The sequence below is a fragment of the Thioalkalivibrio sp. ALE16 genome, assembly GCF_000381305.1.
GTDB lineage: Bacteria > Pseudomonadota > Gammaproteobacteria > Ectothiorhodospirales > Ectothiorhodospiraceae > Thioalkalivibrio.
On the sequence record NZ_KB906368.1, the window covers coordinates 1 to 20,983 of the forward strand.

Consider the following 20,983-nt stretch of genomic DNA (forward strand, 5'->3'; position numbering starts at 1 on the left):
CGGGCTCCAGCCCTCGGTGGGCCGGGTCGGTGACTCCTACGACAACGCCCTGGCGGAGACCATCAACGGGCTGTACAAGACCGAGGTCCGGGCCTACTGGGGACGTCTTAACGATCGACGCGACGTCGAGTGGGCTACGCTCCAGTGGGTCGACTGGTTCAACCGGCGACGCCTGTTGGAATCCAACGGGTATCGACCGCCGGCAATCATCGAAGCGCAGTACCATCAACCACTTCAGGGGTCCGTTCGTGCAGCGTGACCCAAACCAACGGGTCTCCGGGAAACCCGGGGCGGTTCACTTTCTTGGGCAAGCAAGAAAGGACCTCGGGGCGCGCTGGCGAGTCAGCGCCGGGCAGGCGGCGGACCGGAGGCACCGTAAACACCGGAGGACGAACCAGGACCAGCCACAGAAAGGCATGCGGCTGAACAAAGTCTCCGGATACACCCGATGCCGAAACAGGGTCTTGATGGGGCCGGGCAACCGAGGCGCTCGGCCAACGGCGGACAAGCCGCGTCACCCGTCCACTTTGGATGACGCACCGAACGCGTCGCGCAGCCAGCCTCGCAGGGCATCAAACCCTTCTTCGGCAGACTCGGACGGCGGCTGCATCCCCGACACAAAGCCGCGCGCGCGGAACGGCTCCAGCAACTCTGGATCGCCCGAGATCACATGCACCGGCACCGCCCAACTGGCGTCCTGCCCGGTGATCAACGCCGCCGGCTGATGATCCCCCAGCAGGAAAAACAGCGTGTCCTCGTCCGCATAGCGTGCCGCATAGTCCCCAGTCACCTCCAGCGAATAGCGCACCGACTCCGCGTAGAAATCGCGCACCCGGTCGAAGTCGCGCCAGAGCACCTCCGGCTCCGGCCCCTTCCCCGCCCACTCGTGGAACCGTTCACCATCCCCGATGCCCTCCCAGTCCTCCAGGACCGGCAGGATGGGGGTCCACGGCGCATGCGAACTGACCAGCGCGAGCATCGCGAACACCGGTGCATCGGAAGGCGACCGAACCTGCTGTTCGAAGAACGACCAGGTGTACTGGTCCGGCATGGTCACCCAGAAGAACGGCGGGCCGGCGTAGTCAAAGCCATGCTTGTCCACGATCCGATCCCAGCCGAACCAGCGTCCCTCGGGCCAGTCGAGCTGGATGGCCGGGGACAGCATCGCCGTGTGGTGGCCGGTCGCCTGGAAGTCCTGCACCAGGGTGTCGCGCGACGTGTCCTGCAGCGCCTCGTAATGCCCGGCGTAGCGCACCTGCAGGCCGGAGAGCAGGGAGGCATGGGCCAGCCAGGACTGGCCGCCGGCGATCGGCGCCTCCAGTACGCCGCTCACCACGTGCAGGTCCGCGGCCTCCAGGTCCCCTTCCAGCCGGTCGAGCGCGGGAACGATGACCGGCGCGTAGCGCGCGTCGAAAACGGCGGAGACGCCATAAGACTCCACCAGCCCGAGGATCACGTCGACCTCCGCGAGCCCCGGAAGGGCTGCCGCAGAGGCCTCTTCGCGGGTCGCCTCCAGACGGGCACGAAAGCGCTGGTTCTCGGCAAGGGCCGACCGCCCCGCCGCGACCTGCTGCTGGATCATCGCCATACCCGGCGCAGCCGTTCCCGGGGGTGCTGCTCCGCGCTCGGCGGCCAGCACGCCCCCCAGACCGACGCCAAACGCCCCGATGGCGATGGCCAGCGGAACACGACGACCGCCCCCCGCAGGCGCCGCGAGGGCACCGAGCCCCCGCCCGGCTCCCCAGATGACCGCCACCAGCAGGGTCACCAGGAAAACCCCCAGCAGCCCGGTCGCCAGCGCGCCCAAGTTGCCGGTCACCAGGCGGTAGACGGCGTCCAGCAGCACCCAGTCCTGCACCACGTTCAACGGTCGGGACAGGCTCGCGCGGGTCAGGGCATCGAACAACGCCAGCACCACCAGGATCAGGAGCACCGAAGCAACGAGCCAGGCCAGCCCCCGCGCAAGCCGGCCCGCCGGCAACAGTGCGAACAGGCCGACCAGCACGAAGGCCTCCCAGGCCAGCCCGTACGGCGCGAGCCCCGCATGACGCGGAATCTCCAGCCCCAGAAGGACCGCGTTCAGCGCCACCAGGGTCAGCAGCCACCGCGTCATCGGTATGCCGGGATCAGGATCGGCCTCGCCCGAAGCTCATGCGCTGCATCACCCCGTCGCGGCGAATGCGCCAGTGGTAGAGCGCGGCAACCACATGTCCCGACACCAGGATCAGGGTCACCCGGCCCAGGGCCTGATGCCAGGCGAACAGCGTCTCCGACAACGCCTCGTTCTCCGGGAACAGGCCCGGCAGGATCAGCGGCCCCAGTTGCACCGGGTAGCCACCGGCCGCGGTCGCCCACCACCCGATCACCGGCATCAGGATCAGCAGGACGTACAACAGCCCGTGCACGGCCTCGGAACCCATCCGCTGCCAGCGAGCCAGCGCGACCGCATACCCCGGCTTGCCGCGCCGCAGGCGCAGTCCGATCCGCACCAGCATCAAGACCAGAATCAGCACCCCGAAACTCTTGTGCCAGGTATAGAGCGTGTTGGTCGCCGCCTCGCCAAAGCGCGCCTGCAGACCCTCGAAGCCGAACCAGCCAATGGTCCCGCCCAGCCCCAGCGCCCCCAGCACCAGCACAGCCACCAGCCAGTGCAACACCCGCTGCGCGAGGCTGTAGCGCGGCCAGACGGCCGCATCCCCTTGCTGTCGCATCCCGAACCACCTCCTCGAGTCGGCTTTGCTGTCCGAAGGAAACACCCTATCAGTCCGCCACGCCCGAAGTATCCCCAACGACATCGGCCATATAACCGCTGCGTGCGGTGCCCGCGCTACCCTTGCGTGGATGAACCGTTCCCCCATCAGCGGACCGTCCCGGTCACATCCACTCGACCCGACCCGCATCCGCTGCCTGACGTTCGACCTCGACGACACCCTGTGGCCGGTGATGCCGGTCATCCACCACGCCGAGGCGCGCTTCTACGCCTGGCTGCGGGAACAGGCCCCCGCGGTCTGCGAACGCTTTGATCCAGACGCCCTGATCCAGTCCCGCACGGCCTTCATGCGCGCGGCCCCCGACCACGAGCGCCACGACCTGACCCGCCTGCGCAAGCGCTGGCTGCGCGAACTGGCCGAGACCTGTGGCTGCTGCCCGGAGCGTCTGTCGGGTGAAGGCTTCCAGGTGTTCTGGGAGGCGCGCAACGAGGTCACGCCCTACCCCGAGGCCGCGGGCGTGCTGACTACCCTGGCCCGCCACTTCCGTCTGGGCGCAATCAGCAACGGCAATGCCGACGTATTCCGCACCCCCCTCGGGCGGCAATTCGACTTCGCCATCGCCGCAGGCGAAGCGGGTGCGGCGAAGCCCGACCCGCGCATCTTCCACCAGGCCCGCGAGCAGGCCGGAGTCGAACCCGACGCCATCCTGCACGTTGGCGACGACAGCACCGCGGATGTCCTCGGTGCCCTGCAGGCCGGCTTTCGCGCCGCCTGGTTCAACCCGGCGTCCCTGCCCTGGGAGCACGGCCAGCCGCGCCCCTGCCTGACCCTCGGGCGTCTCGGCCAGCTGCCCCGCCAACTCGGCATCCCCACCTGACCCTGCACCGCCTTCCGTAGGAGGCCAGCCCCCTGGCCGATTGGGCTTACCAGCGCTCAATCGGCCAGGGGGCTGGCCTCCTACAGGGGGGACACCACCACACCCGTGGGAGCCTGCTTGCAGGCGAAGCCCCTGCCCGCGCCCGACTCTGGCAGGGCTTCGCCTGCAAGCAGGCTCCCACGGGGCAGAACCGATGAAGGAGCCAATCCTGCGATCCGGGATTGGCTTTGCCCCGCGATTCTTCCAAACTGCCGCCATGATCCCGACTGCCTCCCTGCGCCCATGAAGCTCCTGTGCGTGGGCGACATCCACCTGGGCCGTCAGCCCTCGCGCATCCCGCCCGCGGTCGATGACGCGGTCGGCATTGCGGCGCTCGGCCCCGCGGCGGCCTGGCGGCGCAGCGTCGACTACGCGCTGGAACAGCCGGTCGACGCCGTCCTGCTGGCCGGCGACGTGGTGGAACAGGAGGACGACTTCTTCGAGGCCTACCGCGACCTGCGCGAAGGCGTTCAGCGCCTGACCGCTGCCGGCATCCGCGTCCTCGGGGTCGCCGGCAACCATGATGTCCAGGTGCTCCCGCGCCTCGCAAAGGCCCTGCCGGCGTTCGAGCTGCTGGGCGCCGGTGGTCAGTGGGAGACCCGCGAACTTCAAAGCCGCGAGGGCGGCCGCGCGCGTATCGCGGGCTGGTCATTCCCGCAGGCCCGCGTCAGCGAAAGCCCGCTGGAGTCCGGCTTTCCCGAGCCCGTCGACTACCCCACCCTCGGTCTGCTGCACTGCGATCGCGACCAGGCGCGCAGCCCGCATGCACCGGTGCGCAGCAGCGCGCTGGAGGCGGCCCCGGCGGAGGCCTGGCTGCTCGGCCATATTCACCGCCCCGATGCCCTCGCCGCGCCGCGCCCGATGGGCTACCTCGGCTCCCTGACCGGCATGGACCCGGGCGAGCCCGGGCGCCACGGCCCCTGGCAGCTGGAACTGGCCGCGAACGGCGCGCTCGCCATCCAGCAGATCCCGCTGGCACCGCTGTACTGGGACACCCTGGAGATCCCGGTCGACGGCCTGGACGCCACGGACATCCATCACCGTGTGACCGAGGCCCTGGAACGCCTGCACACCGAAATCGAGCAATGGCCGCAGCAGCCACGGGCGGTCGGCTGCCGGCTGCGATTCACCGGCCGCAGCGACCAGCGCGCGGCACTGGAGCGTGTCCTGCATGCAGACGATCCGCGCGCCACGGTGCAGACCCTGGGGGATCGCCTGTACTTCGTCCACGACTGGCGCCTGGAGGCCCAGCCGGCCGTGGACCTCGAGGCGCTGGCCGCGGGGAGTGACCCGGCCGCCCTGCTCGCACGCAAGCTTCTGCTGCTGCAGGGGGCGGACAGCGAAGCGCGCCGCGCCCTGCTGGACGCCGCGCGCGAGCCCCTCGCCGAGGTGACCCGCGCCCCGCACTACCGCGCGCTGGGACGCGAGGCTCCGGATGACACCGCGCTCGCGGCGACCCTGGAGGCCGCGGCCCTGCACGCACTGGACCGCCTGCTGCTGCAGCGCGAGGGCGACCAGTGAAGCTGGAATCCCTGGACATCCAGCGCCTCCCCGGCATCCATCCGGGCTTCCGGCTGGAGGCCCTGGGACCGGGCGTGAACGTCGTGGTCGGCCCCAACGCCTCGGGCAAGTCCAGCCTGCTGCGCGGCCTGCGCGCCGCCCTCTATCCGCAGGAACAGCGCAACAGGGGCGTGCAGGTCGCGGCCCGTTTCAACGACGCACAGGGCAGCCTCGAGGCGCAGCGCGTCGGCACCGACCTCTACTGGCTGCGCGACGGCCAGCGCGGCGATCCGCCGCCGCTGCCGGATCATCGTTTCATCGACTGCTACACCCTGCACATCGAGGACCTGCTGGCCGCGGACCACGCGACCGAACGGGCGATCGGCGACTGGCTGGCGCGCGAACTGGCCGGCGGCTACGACCTCCCCGCCCTGCGCGCGGACCCCGCCCTGGCCCTGAAGACCACTCATGCCCGCAGCGAAGCACAGGCCCTGGCCACCGCCGAGCAGGAGCTCCGCCAGCGCACGCGCGAACAGCGCGCCCTGCAGGAGGACGAACAACGCCTCGCCGAACTGGAGACGCAGCGCCAGGACGCGCAGCGGGCCAGCGACGCGGCGGCCCAGTACGAACGCGCCCTGGAGCTGCTGGAGGCCCGCCGCGAACGCCAGTCCCTGGAGACCCGGCTGGCGGCCTTCCCGGAGGGACTGGCCCGGCTGCGCGGCGACGAACTGGACAGCCTGGAACAGCTGCGGGAGACGCTGCGCCGCCTCGACCACGAGCGCCAGCAGGCCCAGGCCCGGCTCGATACGGCCCGCGACCAGCTGGACACCAGCGGGCTGTCCGACAGCCCTCTGGAAGCCGCCGCGTTCGACGACCCGCGCGCCCGCGTACGCGAACTGCAGGGACTGGAGAGCCGCGCCGATCAGGCCGCACGCGAGCTGCAGTCCGCCCGTTCGGCCGTCGCCTCGGCAGCTGACGCCCTGGGCGCCGACCCGGCTGCCGTCCCGACGCTGGACCCGACCGCGGTCCACACGACGGAACAGGCCCTCGAAACCCAGCGCCAGCTGCAGGCCGCGATCCGCCGCCGCGAGGACGAACTGGCTGGCCTGCCCGCGGCCGACCCCGACCGGCCCGACCCGGAGGCGCTGCGCCGCGCTCGGGACGAACTGCTGCACTGGCTCGGCGCCCCGCGCCCGCCGGCGAACTCCGTCCTGCACCGTGCGGCGCGGATCACCGCCCTGGCTGCGGCCGCCGCGGCCATCGGGAGTGCGGCCCTGTGGGTCCACTGGGGCTTCCTCGTCCTGGCGCTCCCCGTGGCCTGGTCGGGCTGGATACTGGCACGACCGAACCACGACGCCGTCCCGCGCCAGGCGGCCGAGGCGCGTTACCGCGATACCGGCATCGAGCCACCCTCGGCCTGGACGCCGGAGGCGGTGCGTGAACGCCTGGAGGCCGTGGAACGGGAACTGCGCGCAGCCGAGGCCGACCGCCACGCGGCCGAACGCCGCACCCGGCTGGAGCGTGAACTGGAGGAGAAGCACGACGCGCTGGCAGCTGCTCGGGAACAACTGCGCCAGACGGCCGCGGCGGTCGGCTTCGACCCCGAGTGTCTGGATGCCTCGTTGCAGCGCTGGATCCACCTGAGCGCGGAACTGGACCGCGCCCGTCGCGACGAGGCCACGGCCCGGGGCGAGCAGGAGCAACTGACGGCCCGTATGGACAAACGGCGCACGGCCCTGGTGCGGTTCCTGGACGCGTACGCGGCCGCCCCGGAGGACGCGCAGCCCACGGCCGACGCCCTGGCGCAGCGTCTGGAACGGCTGGCCCGCCGCCTGCAGGATCGGGACGAGGCACGCCGCGAACAGCACGAGGCGCAGCGCGAGCTCGAGCGCCTGGAAGTCGAGGCCGACACCACGCGCGCGCGCGTCACCAAACTGTACGCCCGGGCCGGGCTGGAAGAGGATGACGAAGCGGGACTGCGCGAACACCTGCGGCTGCGGCCGGAATGGCAGCGCCTGCAGGATGAGCTGCGCGACGTCCGCGCCCGCGAAGGCGATCGCAGCCGTCACCTTGAGGCACAACCGGACCTGCTGGCGCTGGTCGATCAGGACGCTGAGGCGGCGCTGCGCGAAGCGCTGGCCGAACGCGAACACCAGGCGCAGCAGCGCGACGAGCTCACCCGCGAAATGACCCGCATCGAGACCGAGATCGACCGCGCCGGACGGGATCGCGCACTGGAGACCGCGCGCGCCCGGTGGGCCCAGGCCCGCGACGCCCTGGACACGCGTCTGGACGAGGCCCTGTTCGCCACCGCGGGCCGGTTTCTGCTGGACCAGGTCACCATCGAGCACGAAGAGACCGCGCAGCCCGCTGCCCTGCGCCGGGCACGTGACTGGTTTCAGCGTTTTACGCGCCATCAGTACGAGCTGCTGTTCAGCCCCGGCGACACGGCCACACCATTTGGCGCGCGCGAGACCGCCAGTGGCAACACCCGCAGCCTGTCCGAACTCTCCAGCGGCACGCGCATGCAGCTCGTGCTGGCCGTGCGCATCGCCTTCGCGCTGGAGGCCGAGCGCGGGCGTACGCCCCTGCCGCTGTTCCTGGACGAGGCCCTGGGCACCGCCGACCCCGAGCGCTTCCGCGCGGTCGCCGAAAGCCTCCAGCTACTGGCACAGGAGGATGATCGGCAGGTCTTCTATCTTACGGCCCAGCCCGAGGATGCGCGCTACTGGTCCGCCCGGGACGCCACGGTGCGGATCATCGACCTGCCGGCCGTGCGCGGCGCCCAGCACGCCATCACCGATGCCGGTGACCTGGCCCTGCCCGAACCCCGGGCGATCCCGAGCCCGGGCGACGCCCGCCCCGAGGACTACGCCACCACGCTCGGCGTGCCCGCGATCGACCCGTGGCAGGATGCGGCGCGGATCCACCCGTTCCATCTGCTGCGCGACGACCTTGACGCCCTGCACCGGCTGCTCACCCTGGGGGTGGACAGCATCGGCACGCTGGAGACCGTCCTGCGCGGGCCCGATGCCGAACTCCTGGGGGACCCGGCGCAGCGCGAGCAGCTTGCGGCCCGGGTCGAGGGCGCGCGCGCCTGGCTGCGCGCCTGGCGCCAGGGCCGCGGGCGCCCCGTAGACCGTGCCGCGCTGGAGGGCTCCGGCGTGATCAGCGATACCTTTATCGAAGCAGTCAGTGAACTGGCCACGCAGGTGGACGGAGACGCCGAGGCCCTGGTCCGGGAACTGGAACAGGGCGCGGTCAAGCGCTTCCAGAGCGCGACGCGCGAGCGCCTGGAGGCATGGCTCGGCGAGCACGGCTACATCGACCCGGAACCGACCAACAGCGACACCACCCTCGAGCACCGGGTGATCGCCACACTGCAACCCTTCAGCCCATCCCCGGACGCCGCGACCCGCGACGGCCAGGCCCTGGCGCACAGTCTGCAGGCGGGCCTGCGCTCGAACTGAGCCCGCGGGCGGGGATCAGGCGCGGGCGCGCCCGGACAGGAAGGCGTCGACGCGGTCCAGGTCTTCCGGGGTATCGACGCCGGGCGGATGGGCCTCGGCACGGCGGCCGACCTGGATCCAGGCGCCCATGTCGAGGGCGCGCAGCTGCTCCAGCTGCTCCAGTTCTTCCAGCGGGGCCGGCGGCTCGGCGCTCATACGCCGCAGGAACCCGGCGCGGTAGGCATACAGGCCCAGGTGGCGGGTGGCCTGCTCTACGGCCGGCACCTGCCCGGCGCGGTGGGCCTCGCGATCCCAGGGGATCGGGGCACGGGAGAAGTACAGCGCCCGACCGCTGCGGTCGGTCACCAGCTTGACCTGATTGGGGTCCGCCAAATCCTGGGCACAGCGGATCGGCACGCCGAGGGTGGCCATATCCGCCTGCGGGGTCTGCGCCAGCAGGGCCGCCAGGTCATCCAGCAATGGTCCCGGAGTCAGCGGCTCATCGCCCTGCAGGTTGACCACGATGGACTCGTCCCCCCAGCCCTCGGCGGCCGCGACCGCGGCGATGCGGTCGGTGCCCGAGGGCAGCGCGGGATCGGTCAGGAAGGCCTCGGCCCCGCACTGGCGCGCGACCGCGAGGATGCGGTCGTCATCCCCGGCCACGATCACGCGGCCCGCGGCACTCTCCTGCGCCCGGCTGATCACATGCGCGATCAGCGGGCGCCCGGCGACCGCCGCGAGCGGCTTGTCCGGCAGCCGGCTGGAGGCCATGCGGGCCGGGATCACCACGACGAAGCCCGTCATGCGGCGACTCAGGCCTCGCGCCAGCGTTCCTTCTCGTCCTCGGAGAGCACGCGGGCCTCGTCCTCCAGCATGACCGGGATGTCGTCGCGGATCGGATAGGCGAGACCGGCGGAGACCGAGATCAGCTCCTGGTTCTCGCGGTCATATTTCAGCGGACCCTTGGTGACCGGGCAGACCAGAATATCGAGCAGACGCTTGTCCATGCATTACCCCAGGTGTTTGAGCCGACTGACGGTCTCCAGACGCGCGAGCAGCGCCGGCTCGAAAGTGGTTGGCAACCGGGCCGCGATCGGCCAGTACCAGTGATTGTCCTGTGCAAACGACCGGCATTTTACGGCATCCTTCTCGGTCATCAGAACCGGCAGCTCGTCATCGAAGCGGATCTGGTGCGGCAGGAACCGATGATGGTCGGGAAACGGATGTCGAATGATACCGATCTTCGCCGCCTCCAGGGTACGGAAGAAGCGCTCCGGATCGGCAATACCGGCGATGGCGTGGGCATCGCGCCGGGCAAACCGGTGGGGCTTGCGTGACTCGTCGGCCCCGTCCACCCGCAGCAGCCGGCTGGCCGGGACCAGTTCCATCGCGATCTCGCCGGGGCCGGCTTCGCCACCGGTCACGATCACGAAATCCGCCCGCTCGCGCGCCCGCCTGGGCTCGCGCAGCGGCCCCGCCGGCAGACACAGCCCGTTACCGAAGCGGCGCTTGCCGTCGACCATCAGGATGGTGATGTCGCGCGGCAGGCGGTGATGCTGCATGCCGTCATCGGCAATGACCACGTCCACCCCCTGCTCGGTCAGGGCCCGCGCGCCGCGGACCCGGTCGCGGTCCACCTGCACCGGCACCCCGGTGCGCCGCGCGATCAGCAGGGGTTCATCCCCCACCACCACCGGATCGGAATCGGGGGTCACCGCAATCCCGGCGACGTCCCCGCGCCCGCCGTAGCCACGGCTGACAATACCCGGCCGATACCCGGCGGCACGCAGACGCTTGGCCAGCCAGACGGTCATCGGCGTCTTGCCGCTGCCACCCAGCGTAAGGTTCCCCACCACGATCACCGCCTTGGCCGGGATGGTGATGTCGCGCCGCAATTGTTCCTGGCGCTGACGGTTCCACTCGGCCAGCCCGGCATACACCAGCGACAGCGGAAACATCGCCGCCGCGAACGGCCCGCGCTGGCTCCACTGATCCCACAGCCGGGCACCAAGCCATGCCTGCAGCGAGCCCATGGCTACCAGTCCCAGACCTGCTGCAGCACGGCATCGAAATTTGCATCCACCTGGCGTCGCTCCTCCCAGAAGCGCCGGCGGGCCGCGTCACCCTGCTGGCGCCGCGCAGCCGGGTCGTCCCGCAGCGCCTGCCAGGCCGCCAGCACCGCGGCCGGCTCGCCCAGCACCGGGCAGGGCACCTCCGCGGCCGGCGCCTCGCCCAGGCTCACGGCCGCGCCGCCGGCCAGGCCCTGCCACAGGGCCTGGCGATCCGGCGCGGCCAGATGCACCGCATGGGCGGCACTGGCCGCGGCCGCGAACCAGCGCCGATCATCCAGGTGCAGGATGGTCCCCGGCGGCAGCGCCGACCGGTCCCAGCCCGAGACCACCTGATCGGCACCCGGCAACGGGGCGGCGTCCGTCTCCCCGCGCAGGCTGGCCAGCAGGATGTCGGTCTGACCCCAGCCGGAGGCCTCCCAGGCCGCCCGCCAGGCCGGCCACTGCGCCGGCGTGCCATGCCACCACCACAGGCGTTCCACCCCGCCCCCGACCAGCGAGCGCAGCACCACATCGGCCTGCGCCTCGACGAACCGGGCCTGGGGGTCGGCCGGGTCCAGCGCCCGAACGCGGGCGGCCGGCCAGCCATCAGCGGCGACAGGATCGACGGGCCAGTGGCAGGCCACCGGGGACATGGCCCCGGCAGCCGGCGCGGTGTTCACCGCGATCACCGGCGCCTCGGTCTCCTGCAACAGATGGACCGGCGCCCGGCCACCGGCCAGCAGGATGCCGTGGGGCTGAAAGCGCCGCAGCACCCGGCGCACCACCCGCGGCCGGTCGCAGGGGCCGTAGCCCACCCCGACCTTGCGAAACGGCTGCATGTGGCGCTCGAAGAGCTCCGGGTAATCCTGCTCGAAGGTCAGGACGATGCGCACGTCCTGGCGCTTGTCGCGCACCGCCCCCAGCAGCTCGATCCCCAGGCGCACGTCCTCGGGGCTGCCGCCGGCCTTGATCCAGATCAGGCGCCCGCGATCCGCGGGCGGGGTGAGGAAACCCCGCCGGGCGCGTGCCCGGCTGCCATCGCCGCGGCGGTAATCCCGCCAGGTCGCGCGCCAGACCGGGAGCGGACGATCCCCGTAGCCCCCGGCATCAGCCCCCATCCCCCGCCTCCTCGCGGAACTGCAGGCGGTGCAGGTGGGTGTAGACCCCGCCTCGGGCGATCAGCTCCTCGTGCCGCCCGCTCTCCACGATGCGGCCGTTGTCCATCACCAGGATGCGGTCGGCGCCCTCGACCGTGGACAGGCGGTGGGCGATGACCAGCGTGGTGCGCGTGCTCACCAGCGCATCCAGCGCGGCCTGCACCTGGCGCTCGGATTCGTTGTCCAGGGCGGAGGTGGCCTCGTCCAGGATCAGGATCGGGGCGTCCCGCAGCAGGGCGCGGGCGATCGCCAGACGCTGGCGCTGCCCCCCGGAGAGACGGGTACCGTTTTCCCCCACCAGGGTCTGCATCCCGTCGGGCAGGCGCTCGATGAATTCCAGTGCATGCGCGGCGCGCGCCGCCTCGCGGATCTCCGCCTCGGTCGCCTCGGGGCGCCCATAGGCGATATTGGCGGCGACGGTGTCCGCGAACAGGGTGACGTTCTGGCCGACATAGGCAATCTGCCGACGCAGGTCGCGCAGGCGGATGGTCTCGAGGTCGTGGCCGTCCAGCAGGATGCGCCCCTCGGTCGGGTGATAGAAACGCGGCAGCAGATTGACCAGCGTGGTCTTGCCGCTGCCCGAGCGCCCGACCAGGGCCACGTTCTCGCCTGGCTCCACCGCGAAGGAGATGGCCTTCAGCACATCCGGGCCGTCCGCGCTGTAGCGAAACGCCACGTCCTCGAATGCCAGCTGACCCTCGGCGCGGTCCAGCGGCACGTGGCCGGTGTCGCGCTCCGGCGTCTCGTCCAGCACCGCGAAGATGTTCTGCCCGGCCGCGATACCCCGCTGCAGGGTCGCGTTGATCATCGACAGCCGGCGGATCGGGCTCAACAGCAGCAGCATCGCGGTCAGGAAGGAGACGAACGTGCCGGCCGTGACCGTGTCGTCGCCGAAATCCGAGGTCGCGACCCAGATCACGAAGGCCAGTACCGCCGCGACCAGGAACTGGATAGTCGGGGTATAGGCGGCCTTGATGCCCTCCATGCGCATATGCAGCCGGCGATTGCGCTCGTTGATGTCCTCGAAGCGTCCGCGCTCGTAGGTCTCGCCGCCGAAGATGCGCACCACCCGGTGGCCCTCGATCACCTCCTGGGTCACGTGGGTCACGTCGCCCATGTTGTACTGCAGGCGGTGCGAGATGCGGCGAAAGTGCTTGGTGACCACGCGCACCAGCACGGCCAGCACCGGGGCGATGATCAGGATGGTCAGGGTCAGGGTCGGCGTCAGCCAGAACATCCAGGCCAGCAGCGCGATGATCGTCAGGGTATCGCGTACCAGGGTACTGAAGCCGTCGGTCGCGGCCGTCGCCACCTGCTCCACGTTGTAGGTCACCCGCGAGATCAGCTCGCCGCTGCTCTGCTCCTGAAAGCGCTGCACCGGCATGTGCAGCAGCCGCTCGAACAGCTCCTCGCGCAGGCGCTTGACCACCTGCCGCCCGACATAGCGCATCGCATAGACCGACCCGAATTCGGCCACACCGCGGACCAGAAACAGGCCGATCAGGGCCAGCGGAATCCACGCCACCAGGGGATGGCCCTCGCCCTCGGCGAAGGACTCGTCCATCAGCGGCTTCATCAGCGCGGCGAAGCCCGCCTCGGTCGCCGCCATGCCCAGCATCGCGACCGTGGCAATCGCCAGCAATGGCCAGTAGACGAAGGCATAGCTCAGCAGGCGACGGTAGACCGTCCAGCCGGAATCGAAGTGCTGCGGGTGCTGCTCGTCAGTCGTCATCGGCAGCCTCGCCCAGCGTGGCGATCGACACGGACGTAATGCCCAGGCGGCCCACCACGTCCAGGGCTCGCACGACCGACTGATGGCTGGCGTTGGCGTCGGCGCGGATCAGCACCGGGTCATCCTCGCGACCCTCGCGCGCCTCGGACAGCACACGCTCCAGGGTCTCGGCGCGGCGATTGATCAGCTCCTGGCCATTGATGAAGTAGTTGCCGTTGGCATCCACCACGATATCGATCCAGGCGCGCTCCACCGCTTCGGCCTCGCGGTCGGCCGAGGGCAGGGTCAGCTCGATGTCCGCATGCTGGTCAAAGGTCGTGGAGACCATGAAGAAGATCAGCAGCAGGAAGACGACGTCGATCAACGGCGTCAGGTTGACACCCGGTTCCTCCTGGCGGCGTGGCGCGCGGAAGTTCACGCCTGCGCCCCGCCCTCGGCCGCGCCGGCCGCGCCGGCCGCGCGCTCGCCGTGGATCACCTCGACCAGCTTGGTGGCCTCCTGCTCCATCTCCAGCACCAGCTCGTCGATATGCCCGCGGAAGTAGCGATGGAAGGCCAGCGCCGGGATCGCCACGCCGATACCGGCGGCGGTGGTGATCAGGGCCTGGGAGATGCCCCCGGCCAGATCGCGCGGGCTGCCCACGCCGATCTCGGTGATTACGGTGAACACCTCGATCATCCCGACCACGGTGCCGAGCAGACCCAGAAGCGGCGTGATCATCGCGATGGTGCCCAGCGTATTCATGTAGCGCTCGAGCTCATGCGCAACGCGCCGGCCGGCCTCCTCGATGCTCTCCTGCGTGATCTGTCGGGCCCGGTCATGGGTCGCAAGCCCCGCCGCCAGGATCGCGCCCAGGGGCGAGCCGGCCCGGAGGCGCTGGATATCGTCGAGCTTGAGCCCCTGGGTGCGCATCTGCTCCCACACCGAGGTCAGCAGGCGGGGCGGGACCACGCGCGACCGCCGCAGCGTCCACAGCCGCTCCAGCACGATGGCGACGGCCAGTACGGAACACAGCAGGATCGGCAGCATCAGCCACCCGCCCGCCTGTACGATCTCCAGCATTCGGTCTCTCCCTCTTGGCTCGTCGGGCTGGCGCGTCAGTCGCGCCGGAACACGGCCATGGATTCCACATGGGCGGTATGCGGGAACATGTCCATGATCCCGGCCCGCTCCAGGCGATAGCCATGATGATGCACCAGGCGCTCGGCGTCACGGGCGAGCGTGGCCGGGTTGCAGGAAACATAGACCATGCGCTCAATGCGCTGCGGTGCCAGCGCCTCGATCACCGCGGCCGCGCCAGTACGCGGCGGGTCCAGCAGTGCGCGCTCAAAGCGTTCGGCCAGCCATGCGGCGTTCTTCAGGGCCTCCACGTCGTCCAGATCGGCGCGTTCGTAGCGGGTGTTGGCGATGCCCTGGTCGCGGGCATTGGCGCGCGCCCGTTCCAGCATCGCGTCGTCCACCTCGACACCGACCACCTCGCCCTCGGGCACCGTGCGCGCCAGCGGCAGGGTGAAGTTGCCCAGCCCGCAGAACAGATCCAGCACCCGCTGGCCCGGCTGCAGGTCCAGCGCGGCCAGCGCCTGCGGGACCATCTTGCGGTTGATGCCGGCATGCACCTGGATGAAATCCGTGGGCATGAACGGGACCGACACGCCGTAGTCCGGGTGGCGATAGACCAGTGGCTCGATCGGCCCGGCCAGCGGTTCCACCGTCTCCGGGCCGCCGGGCTGCAGGTACACCTGAATGCCCTCGGCCTCCGCCCAGGCCGACAGGCGCGCGCTGTCTGCCTCGGACAGCGGATCGAGGTTGCGGAAGATCAGCGCCACGCGCTCGTCGTCATCCACCGCCACCTCGATCTGCGGCAGGCGGTCGCGCGCCTCGAGGCCGCCGATCAGCTCGCGCAGGGCCCGGATGCGCTGACCCACCGCCGGGTGCAGCACCTCGCAATGGGTCATTTCGGCCAGATACGGGCTGCCGCGCTCGCGAAAGCCAACCAGCACCCCGCCCTTCTTGGGCACGTACTTCGCCCCCAGCCGCGCGGTGCGCCGATAGCCGAGGGTGGTGTCGGTCAGCGGCTCGAAACGGGCCTCCGGGGTCACATGGCCGATACGCTCCAGGGCATCGAACAGGGCCTGCTCCTTGATCGCACGCTGGGTCTCGATGGAGGCATGCTGCAGCTTGCAGCCGCCGCACAGGCCGAAAAACTCGCAGGGCGGTTCGACCCGGCCCGCGACCGGCTCCAGCACCTCGACCACCTCGGCGGAATCGAAACGGCGCTTGCGCCCGGTCTGCTGGGCCATCACCCGCTCGCCCTTCAGGGCACCGTGGATGAAGCAGGCCTTGCCGTCGCGGCGGATTACCCCCTGGCCGTCCAGCGTGACCTCCTCGATCACGGCCTCGAACGGGGTCTTGTCAATGCGTGCCATCAGTCCGCGCGTCCGGCCGGCTGCCAGGCGTCGAGGAATTCGCAGTGGTGTGCGGCACCGCTGGCCTCCAGATACTCGGCCAGCTGCTGCTGCCGGCTGGCCAGGGCCGCGTCGGTCAGATTGCCGCGCATGTACTCGAAGCGCAGCCAGACCAGATAGGTGTTCAGCACGTCGTGCTCCACGTAGTCGTGGATCTCGCGGGCGCGGCCGTCGCGCCAGGCCGGCCAGACCTGGGAGCCGTCCATGCCCAGCTTGCCGGGGAAGCCGAGCAGGCTCGCCATCATGTCGAGGCTGGTGACCGCGCGGCCCTGGAAGCCGGCCAGCACGTCCATCAGGTCCACATGGCGCCAGTGGAAGCGCGACAGGTAGTTGTTGTAGCGAAACTCGCGGTCGTCGTCGCCCTGCTCCCAGTAGCGCGGGGCCTGCACACCGTTGACCAGCGCGCGGTAGTGCAGCACCGGCAGGTCGAAGCCGCCGCCGTTCCAGCTGACCAGCTGCGGCGTGCGCTTGTCGATTACATCGAAGAACTGGCGCAGCAGCTCGGCCTCGGTCGGTGCCTGGCCATCCTCGCCCTCGCGCCCGAAGGCGGAGAGTTTCAGCGCGTCGCCCCCCTGGTAGAGCACGCCGATGGAGACGATACGGTGCAGCGGGTGCTTCAGGAACTCTGTGCCGGCTTGCGCGCGGCGCAGGGCGAACAGCGCCTCGGCCACCTCGTGATCGCTCAGGCCCTCGAAGTCGTGCAGGCGCCGGGCGCCGTCGATGTCGGGGACGGTCTCGAGATCGAAGATCAGGACCGGGGCACTCATGACGGGAACACGCCGGTGGAGATGTAGCGGTCGCCGCGGTCACAGATGATCGCGACGAAGGTCCCGCCCTCGGTCGCGGCCGCAAGCTTCAGGGCTGCGGCCACGGAACCCCCGGACGAGACCCCGGCGAAGATGCCCTCCTCGGCGGCCAGCCGGCGCATGGTGTCCTCGGCCTCCTCCTGGGTCACGTCCACGGTCTGGTCCACCCGCGAGGCCTCGAAGATGGTCGGCAGGTACGCCTCCGGCCAGCGCCGGATGCCCGGGATGGAAGAGCCTTCAGTCGGCTGCACACCGACGATCTGCACACTGGGATCGCGCTCCTTCAGATAGCGCGACACGCCCATGATGGTGCCGGTGGTCCCCATAGCGGAAACAAAATGGGTCACCGTGCCCTCGGTGTCGCGCCAGATCTCCGGCCCGGTGCCGATGTAGTGGGCATCGGGGTTGTCCGGGTTGCCGAACTGGTTCAGTACCCGGCCCTTGCCCTCGGCCTCCATGCGGTCGGCCAGGTCGCGCGCGCCCTCCATGCTCTCCTCGCGCGAGACCAGCACCAACTCGGCGCCAAAGGCCTTCATCGACGCGCGGCGCTCGGCGGACATGTTGTCTGGCATCACCAGGATCATGCGATAGCCCTTCATCGCCGCGACCATCGCCAGCGCGATGCCGGTATTGCCGCTGGTCGCCTCGATCAGCGTATCGCCGGGCTGGATGTCGCCGCGGCGCTCGGCCGCCTGGATCATGTTCAGCGCGGGCCGGTCCTTGACCGAACCGGCGGGATTGTTGCCCTCGAGCTTCACCAGCACGGTGGACGGCAGATCCGCCGCCATACGCTGCAGGCGCACCAGCGGCGTGTTGCCGACAAAGTGCTCGAGGGTCGGGAAGGATTCAGGGTGCAGGCGTTTCTTCATGCGCGCAGAGTATAACGACCGGGCCCCGTCCCTGCCCACGCACGCGACGGTCCGGCGTCGGGGCTTCCCATGGAGATTGCTTCGTCGCGTTGCTCCTCGCAATGACGCGAAGGGGGCATCGTCATCGCGAGGCGCGCAGCGCCGTGGCGATCGGTGTGACCGGGCCACCTGCGCAAGCCCATCTCGCAACCTCCCGGGTTCCTGCCTAAGATCGTGTCATGCTGGTACTGCTGGAATACCTGGTCGTTACCTTCCTGGCGGTGTTCGTGATCGTGAACCCGCTGACCACGGCGTTCATCTTCACGGCGATGCTGCCGCGCGCATCGGAGGAGAAGCGCCGGGCGATCGCGCTGCGCTCGGTGAAGGTCGCCACCTCCCTGCTGTTCGCCTTCGCCCTGCTGGGCGGGGTGATCTTCCAGCTGTTCGGGATCACCCTGGCGGCGTTTCGTATCGCCGGCGGGATCATCCTGTTCGGCATCGCGATCGGCATGATCCGGCAGAAGGGGGCGACCGAGAAGGAGACCGCCGAAGAGGTGAAGGCCGACAAGGGGCACGTGACCGAGGACATCTCGGTGATCCCGCTGGCGATCCCGTTCATGAGCGGCCCGGGGGCGATCGCCACGGTAATGATCCTGACCAGCGAGGCCCCGACGGTATACCACACGGGGCTCGTGTTCCTCGGCGTGCTGGCCTGCATGGTCGCCTGCTACTACGCGATGGTCTATTCGCGCTATATCGTCCAGTACCTGGGCGATACCGGGAAGGACATCCTCACCAAAGTCTTCGGCCTGATCCTCGCGGTGCTGGCCGTGCAGTTCGTGATCAACGGCATCAGCGACGCCGCGATCGGCTTCATGCTGGATACGCAGATGCTGGACGAGAACGAGGTCGAGGACCCGCGCATCCCTCCGCGCGAGCTCGACTGACCTGCCCCGTCCCGCTACGACTGGGCGCTGGCGTGCCAGGACCGCAACGTGGCCACGTCCACCGCCGGGCCCGGCAACGCGGGACCGGCCAGAACCCTCGCCGGTGCGTCCGGCTCGCCGAACCCGTCCAGCACCGCCAGCGCGCCCTCGAAGTCCTGTTCCCGGGTGTAGTCGTTGGTGGTGACCACCACCTCCAGCCCGGCGCCGCACGCGGACCGGACCCCGTTGTCGGAATCCTCCAGGGCGAGGCAGGCGCTGGCGGGCAGGTTCATCGCCTCCAGCGCATGGGTGAAGATATCCGGCGCGGGTTTCTTGGCCGGCACCACGTCCCCGGCGGAGATCACCTCGAAGCGGTACGGCCCCGCGCTCCCCAGCGTGGCCTCCAGCAACGCAGTCACGTTCTCGGGGGTGGTGGTGGTCGCAATGGCCAGGCGCAGTCCCTCGGCCTCCGCCTCGTCCAGCAGGCGGCGAACGCCCGGGCGCAACGGGATCGCGCCGGACTCGAGCATGGCCACGTAGTGACGCGTCTTGGCCGCATGCAGCTCGCGGATGCGGGCATCGATCCCCGGCTCTTCGAGAGCCTCGGGATGATCTTCCGACAGGTACTGGCGAATGCGTTCCTTGCCGCCGGTGACCCGCAGCAGTTTGCCGTAGCGCGCCACACTCCAGTCCCAGTCCAGGCCCGCGTCCGCGAACGCCTTGTTGAACGCCACCCGATGACCGTCCCGCTCGGTGTCCGCCAGCGTGCCGTCGACGTCAAAGATCAGTGCCTGCAATTCCGCCATCGTGATTCCCGGTCCCTTCTCGTATCTCGCTGAAAACAGTGCCCCGCCGCTCGCAGCCCCTGCAGGTCCGGAGGCGACCGGGCGCAAACCGTCATGGCACGGGACTTGCCCGCCCCGTCCGACTCTGGTACTAAGTGCGCCTCATTTTTCCAGCCGGAGAAAGCCCGCATGGCTGCAGACGAAAAGACCGACAAGCCCTCCACCCAGCACATGGTCGCCGGGGGCATTGCGCCCTACGAGCCGAAGCCGGACGAAGAGTACATGAATCCGGATCAGCTGGACCATTTCCGCAGCCTGCTGCGGGCATGGCGCCAGGAACTGGCGGAGGAAGTCGATCGCACCGTGGGGCACATGCGCCAGGACGCGGCCAACTTCGCCGATCCGGCCGACCGCGCCACCCAGGAAGAAGAATTCGGCCTGGAACTGCGGGCCCGCGACCGCGAGCGCAAGCTGTCGAAGAAGATCGACGAGGCCCTGCGCAAGATCGAGACCCACGACTACGGCTACTGCGAGACCTGCGGCGTGGAGATCGGCATTCGTCGCCTGGAGGCCCGCCCGACGGCCACCATGTGCATCGACTGCAAGCAGCTCGACGAGATCAAGGAAAAGCAGCGCGCCTGATCCCGGCCGGGCCGTGACCCCCACGCCCGAACCGCAGTCCCCGGTCGACGGCTACGTCGGCCGGTTTGCCCCGACCCCTTCCGGCCCGCTGCACGCGGGCTCCCTGCTGGCCGCCGTCATCTCCTGGCTGGACGCCCGGAGTGCCAATGGCGAGTGGCACCTGCGTATCGACGACATCGACGCCCCCCGGGTTCGCCCGGGGGCGGCCGATGCCATTCTGCGCACCCTCGAGGCCTTCGACCTCGGCTGGGACGGACCGATTGTCTGGCAAGGCCAGCGCGGCCCCGCCTACCAGCGGGCCCTGGATACCCTGATGGACACCGACCGGGCCTTTCCCTGCGGGTGCACCCGCAAGGACCTGGCTACCCACGGCCGCCCTGGCTGGGAAGGCCCCGTCTATCCGGGCACCTGTCGCCACGGCCTGCCGCCCGGTCGCGAGCCCCGCGCCCTGCGCGCCCGCGCCAGCCGGCGCCACTGGACCATCGAGGACCGTTTTCTCGGTGCGGTCGCCTTCGACCTGGAGGCCCTGGGGAGTGACTTCGTCATCCGTCGCGCGGACGGCATCGTGGCCTACCAGCTCGCCACCGTGGTCGATGACCTCGACCTGGGCGTCACCCATGTGGTCCGCGGGATCGACCTGCTCGGCTCCACCCCCCGCCAGCTGCAGCTCTACCGGGCGCTGGGACACCCCCCGCCGGCCTATGCCCACCATCCGGTGCTGGTCGCGCCCGGCGGCGACAAACTCGCCAAGGCCACGGGTGCTACGGGGATTCGAGCGGATGCGGCGCGGCGCCACCTCGCCGACACCCTGGGGCAGATCGGACTCGCGCCTGCCGACCGACAGGCCCCGGACGCGCCCGGTGCCCAGCTGGCGGAGGCCCTGGAACCGCTACGGCGCCGGCCGCTCGCGGCATACCTGCCGCTGCACGCCGCGCTGCCCGGAGCCACCGCCGCGGTGTAGACTCGCCGCATGCTGTCCCGCCGCGCGCCAATCC

Annotated in this window: 20 protein-coding genes; 7 read left to right on the top strand and 13 right to left on the bottom strand. The window is 70.2% G+C overall.

Annotated elements, in window-relative coordinates; all coding sequences use genetic code 11:
• Positions 1-259 (top strand): integrase core domain-containing protein (locus F627_RS0111695; RefSeq protein ID WP_019583405.1); only part of this gene is annotated, 259 nt, incomplete at its 5' end.
• A gap of 255 nt (positions 260-514) precedes the next feature.
• Here the strand turns inward: F627_RS0111695 and F627_RS0111700 are convergent.
• Positions 515-2,113, bottom strand: a complete 1,599-nt coding sequence (locus F627_RS0111700) for a hypothetical protein (RefSeq protein WP_018875780.1) — start codon at positions 2,111-2,113, stop codon at positions 515-517.
• Positions 2,114-2,126: 13 nt separating this feature from the next.
• Positions 2,127-2,711, bottom strand: a complete 585-nt coding sequence (locus F627_RS0111705; protein WP_019584118.1) for a cytochrome b — start codon at positions 2,709-2,711, stop codon at positions 2,127-2,129.
• Positions 2,712-2,841: 130 nt separating this feature from the next.
• Here F627_RS0111705 and F627_RS0111710 point away from each other — a divergent pair, with 130 nt between their 5' ends.
• From F627_RS0111710 to F627_RS0111720, 3 genes are all read left to right on the top strand, one after another.
• Positions 2,842-3,588 (top strand): HAD family hydrolase, encoded by a 747-nt coding sequence (locus tag F627_RS0111710; RefSeq protein ID WP_018875782.1) that lies wholly within the window; start codon positions 2,842-2,844, stop codon positions 3,586-3,588.
• A gap of 282 nt (positions 3,589-3,870) precedes the next feature.
• Positions 3,871-5,148 carry a metallophosphoesterase gene (locus F627_RS0111715; RefSeq protein ID WP_019584119.1) on the top strand — a complete coding sequence of 426 codons (1,278 nt, stop codon included), beginning with the start codon at positions 3,871-3,873 and terminating at the stop codon, positions 5,146-5,148.
• The gene (locus F627_RS0111720) at positions 5,145-8,597 is read left to right on the top strand and encodes an AAA family ATPase (RefSeq protein WP_019584120.1); all 3,453 of its coding nucleotides are present in this window, start codon (positions 5,145-5,147) and stop codon (positions 8,595-8,597) included. Before F627_RS0111715 ends, F627_RS0111720 begins: the two co-directional genes overlap by 4 nt.
• Positions 8,598-8,612: 15 nt before the next feature.
• On the opposite strand, the gene kdsB is transcribed toward F627_RS0111720, so the two are convergent.
• Genes kdsB through cysM form a run of 10 tightly spaced genes read right to left on the bottom strand, consistent with a single transcriptional unit; the run spans position 8,613 to position 17,656 of the window.
• The gene (gene kdsB / locus F627_RS0111725) at positions 8,613-9,380 is read right to left on the bottom strand and encodes a 3-deoxy-manno-octulosonate cytidylyltransferase (protein WP_019584121.1); all 768 of its coding nucleotides are present in this window, start codon (positions 9,378-9,380) and stop codon (positions 8,613-8,615) included.
• 8 nt (positions 9,381-9,388) lie between these two features.
• Positions 9,389-9,583: a Trm112 family protein gene (locus F627_RS0111730; RefSeq protein ID WP_018866918.1), complete on the bottom strand. Its 195-nt coding sequence runs from the start codon at positions 9,581-9,583 to the stop codon at positions 9,389-9,391.
• A gap of 3 nt (positions 9,584-9,586) precedes the next feature.
• Complete coding sequence (lpxK, locus tag F627_RS0111735) at positions 9,587-10,609, bottom strand: tetraacyldisaccharide 4'-kinase (RefSeq protein WP_019584122.1); 1,023 nt, start codon at positions 10,607-10,609, stop codon at positions 9,587-9,589.
• Between the two features lie 2 nt (positions 10,610-10,611).
• Positions 10,612-11,745, bottom strand: a complete 1,134-nt coding sequence (locus F627_RS0111740) for a glycosyltransferase N-terminal domain-containing protein (RefSeq protein WP_019584123.1) — start codon at positions 11,743-11,745, stop codon at positions 10,612-10,614.
• Entirely contained in the window at positions 11,735-13,516 is a 1,782-nt protein-coding gene (gene msbA / locus F627_RS0111745) for a lipid A export permease/ATP-binding protein MsbA (RefSeq protein WP_018875789.1), read from the bottom strand. Before msbA ends, F627_RS0111740 begins: the two co-directional genes overlap by 11 nt.
• Entirely contained in the window at positions 13,506-13,934 is a 429-nt protein-coding gene (locus F627_RS0111750; protein WP_018875790.1) for a biopolymer transporter ExbD, read from the bottom strand. Before F627_RS0111750 ends, msbA begins: the two co-directional genes overlap by 11 nt.
• A complete protein-coding gene (locus tag F627_RS0111755; protein ID WP_019584124.1) occupies positions 13,931-14,578 on the bottom strand; it encodes a MotA/TolQ/ExbB proton channel family protein in 648 nt (215 codons plus the stop codon). The genes F627_RS0111750 and F627_RS0111755 overlap by 4 nt, the downstream gene beginning before the upstream one ends.
• Positions 14,579-14,613: 35 nt before the next feature.
• Entirely contained in the window at positions 14,614-15,942 is a 1,329-nt protein-coding gene (gene rlmD / locus F627_RS0111760; protein WP_019584125.1) for a 23S rRNA (uracil(1939)-C(5))-methyltransferase RlmD, read from the bottom strand.
• The gene (locus F627_RS0111765) at positions 15,942-16,748 is read right to left on the bottom strand and encodes a 3'-5' exonuclease (RefSeq protein WP_019584126.1); all 807 of its coding nucleotides are present in this window, start codon (positions 16,746-16,748) and stop codon (positions 15,942-15,944) included. The genes rlmD and F627_RS0111765 overlap by 1 nt, the downstream gene beginning before the upstream one ends.
• The gene (cysM, locus tag F627_RS0111770; protein ID WP_019584127.1) at positions 16,745-17,656 is read right to left on the bottom strand and encodes a cysteine synthase CysM; all 912 of its coding nucleotides are present in this window, start codon (positions 17,654-17,656) and stop codon (positions 16,745-16,747) included. Before cysM ends, F627_RS0111765 begins: the two co-directional genes overlap by 4 nt.
• Positions 17,657-17,874: 218 nt before the next feature.
• Here cysM and F627_RS0111775 point away from each other — a divergent pair, with 218 nt between their 5' ends.
• Positions 17,875-18,582: a MarC family protein gene (locus F627_RS0111775; RefSeq protein ID WP_019584128.1), complete on the top strand. Its 708-nt coding sequence runs from the start codon at positions 17,875-17,877 to the stop codon at positions 18,580-18,582.
• A 14-nt stretch (positions 18,583-18,596) separates the two neighbouring features.
• Here F627_RS0111775 and F627_RS0111780 read toward each other — a convergent pair whose 3' ends face one another.
• Positions 18,597-19,367 carry an HAD family hydrolase gene (locus F627_RS0111780; protein WP_019584129.1) on the bottom strand — a complete coding sequence of 257 codons (771 nt, stop codon included), beginning with the start codon at positions 19,365-19,367 and terminating at the stop codon, positions 18,597-18,599.
• Between the two features lie 168 nt (positions 19,368-19,535).
• Between F627_RS0111780 and dksA the strand changes: the two genes are divergently transcribed.
• Together dksA and gluQRS are read left to right on the top strand one after the other, a co-directional pair.
• Positions 19,536-19,988: an RNA polymerase-binding protein DksA gene (dksA, locus tag F627_RS0111785; RefSeq protein WP_018866929.1), complete on the top strand. Its 453-nt coding sequence runs from the start codon at positions 19,536-19,538 to the stop codon at positions 19,986-19,988.
• 13 nt (positions 19,989-20,001) lie between these two features.
• Positions 20,002-20,949 (top strand): tRNA glutamyl-Q(34) synthetase GluQRS, encoded by a 948-nt coding sequence (gene gluQRS / locus F627_RS0111790; protein WP_019584130.1) that lies wholly within the window; start codon positions 20,002-20,004, stop codon positions 20,947-20,949.
• Positions 20,950-20,983 lie beyond the last annotated feature (34 nt).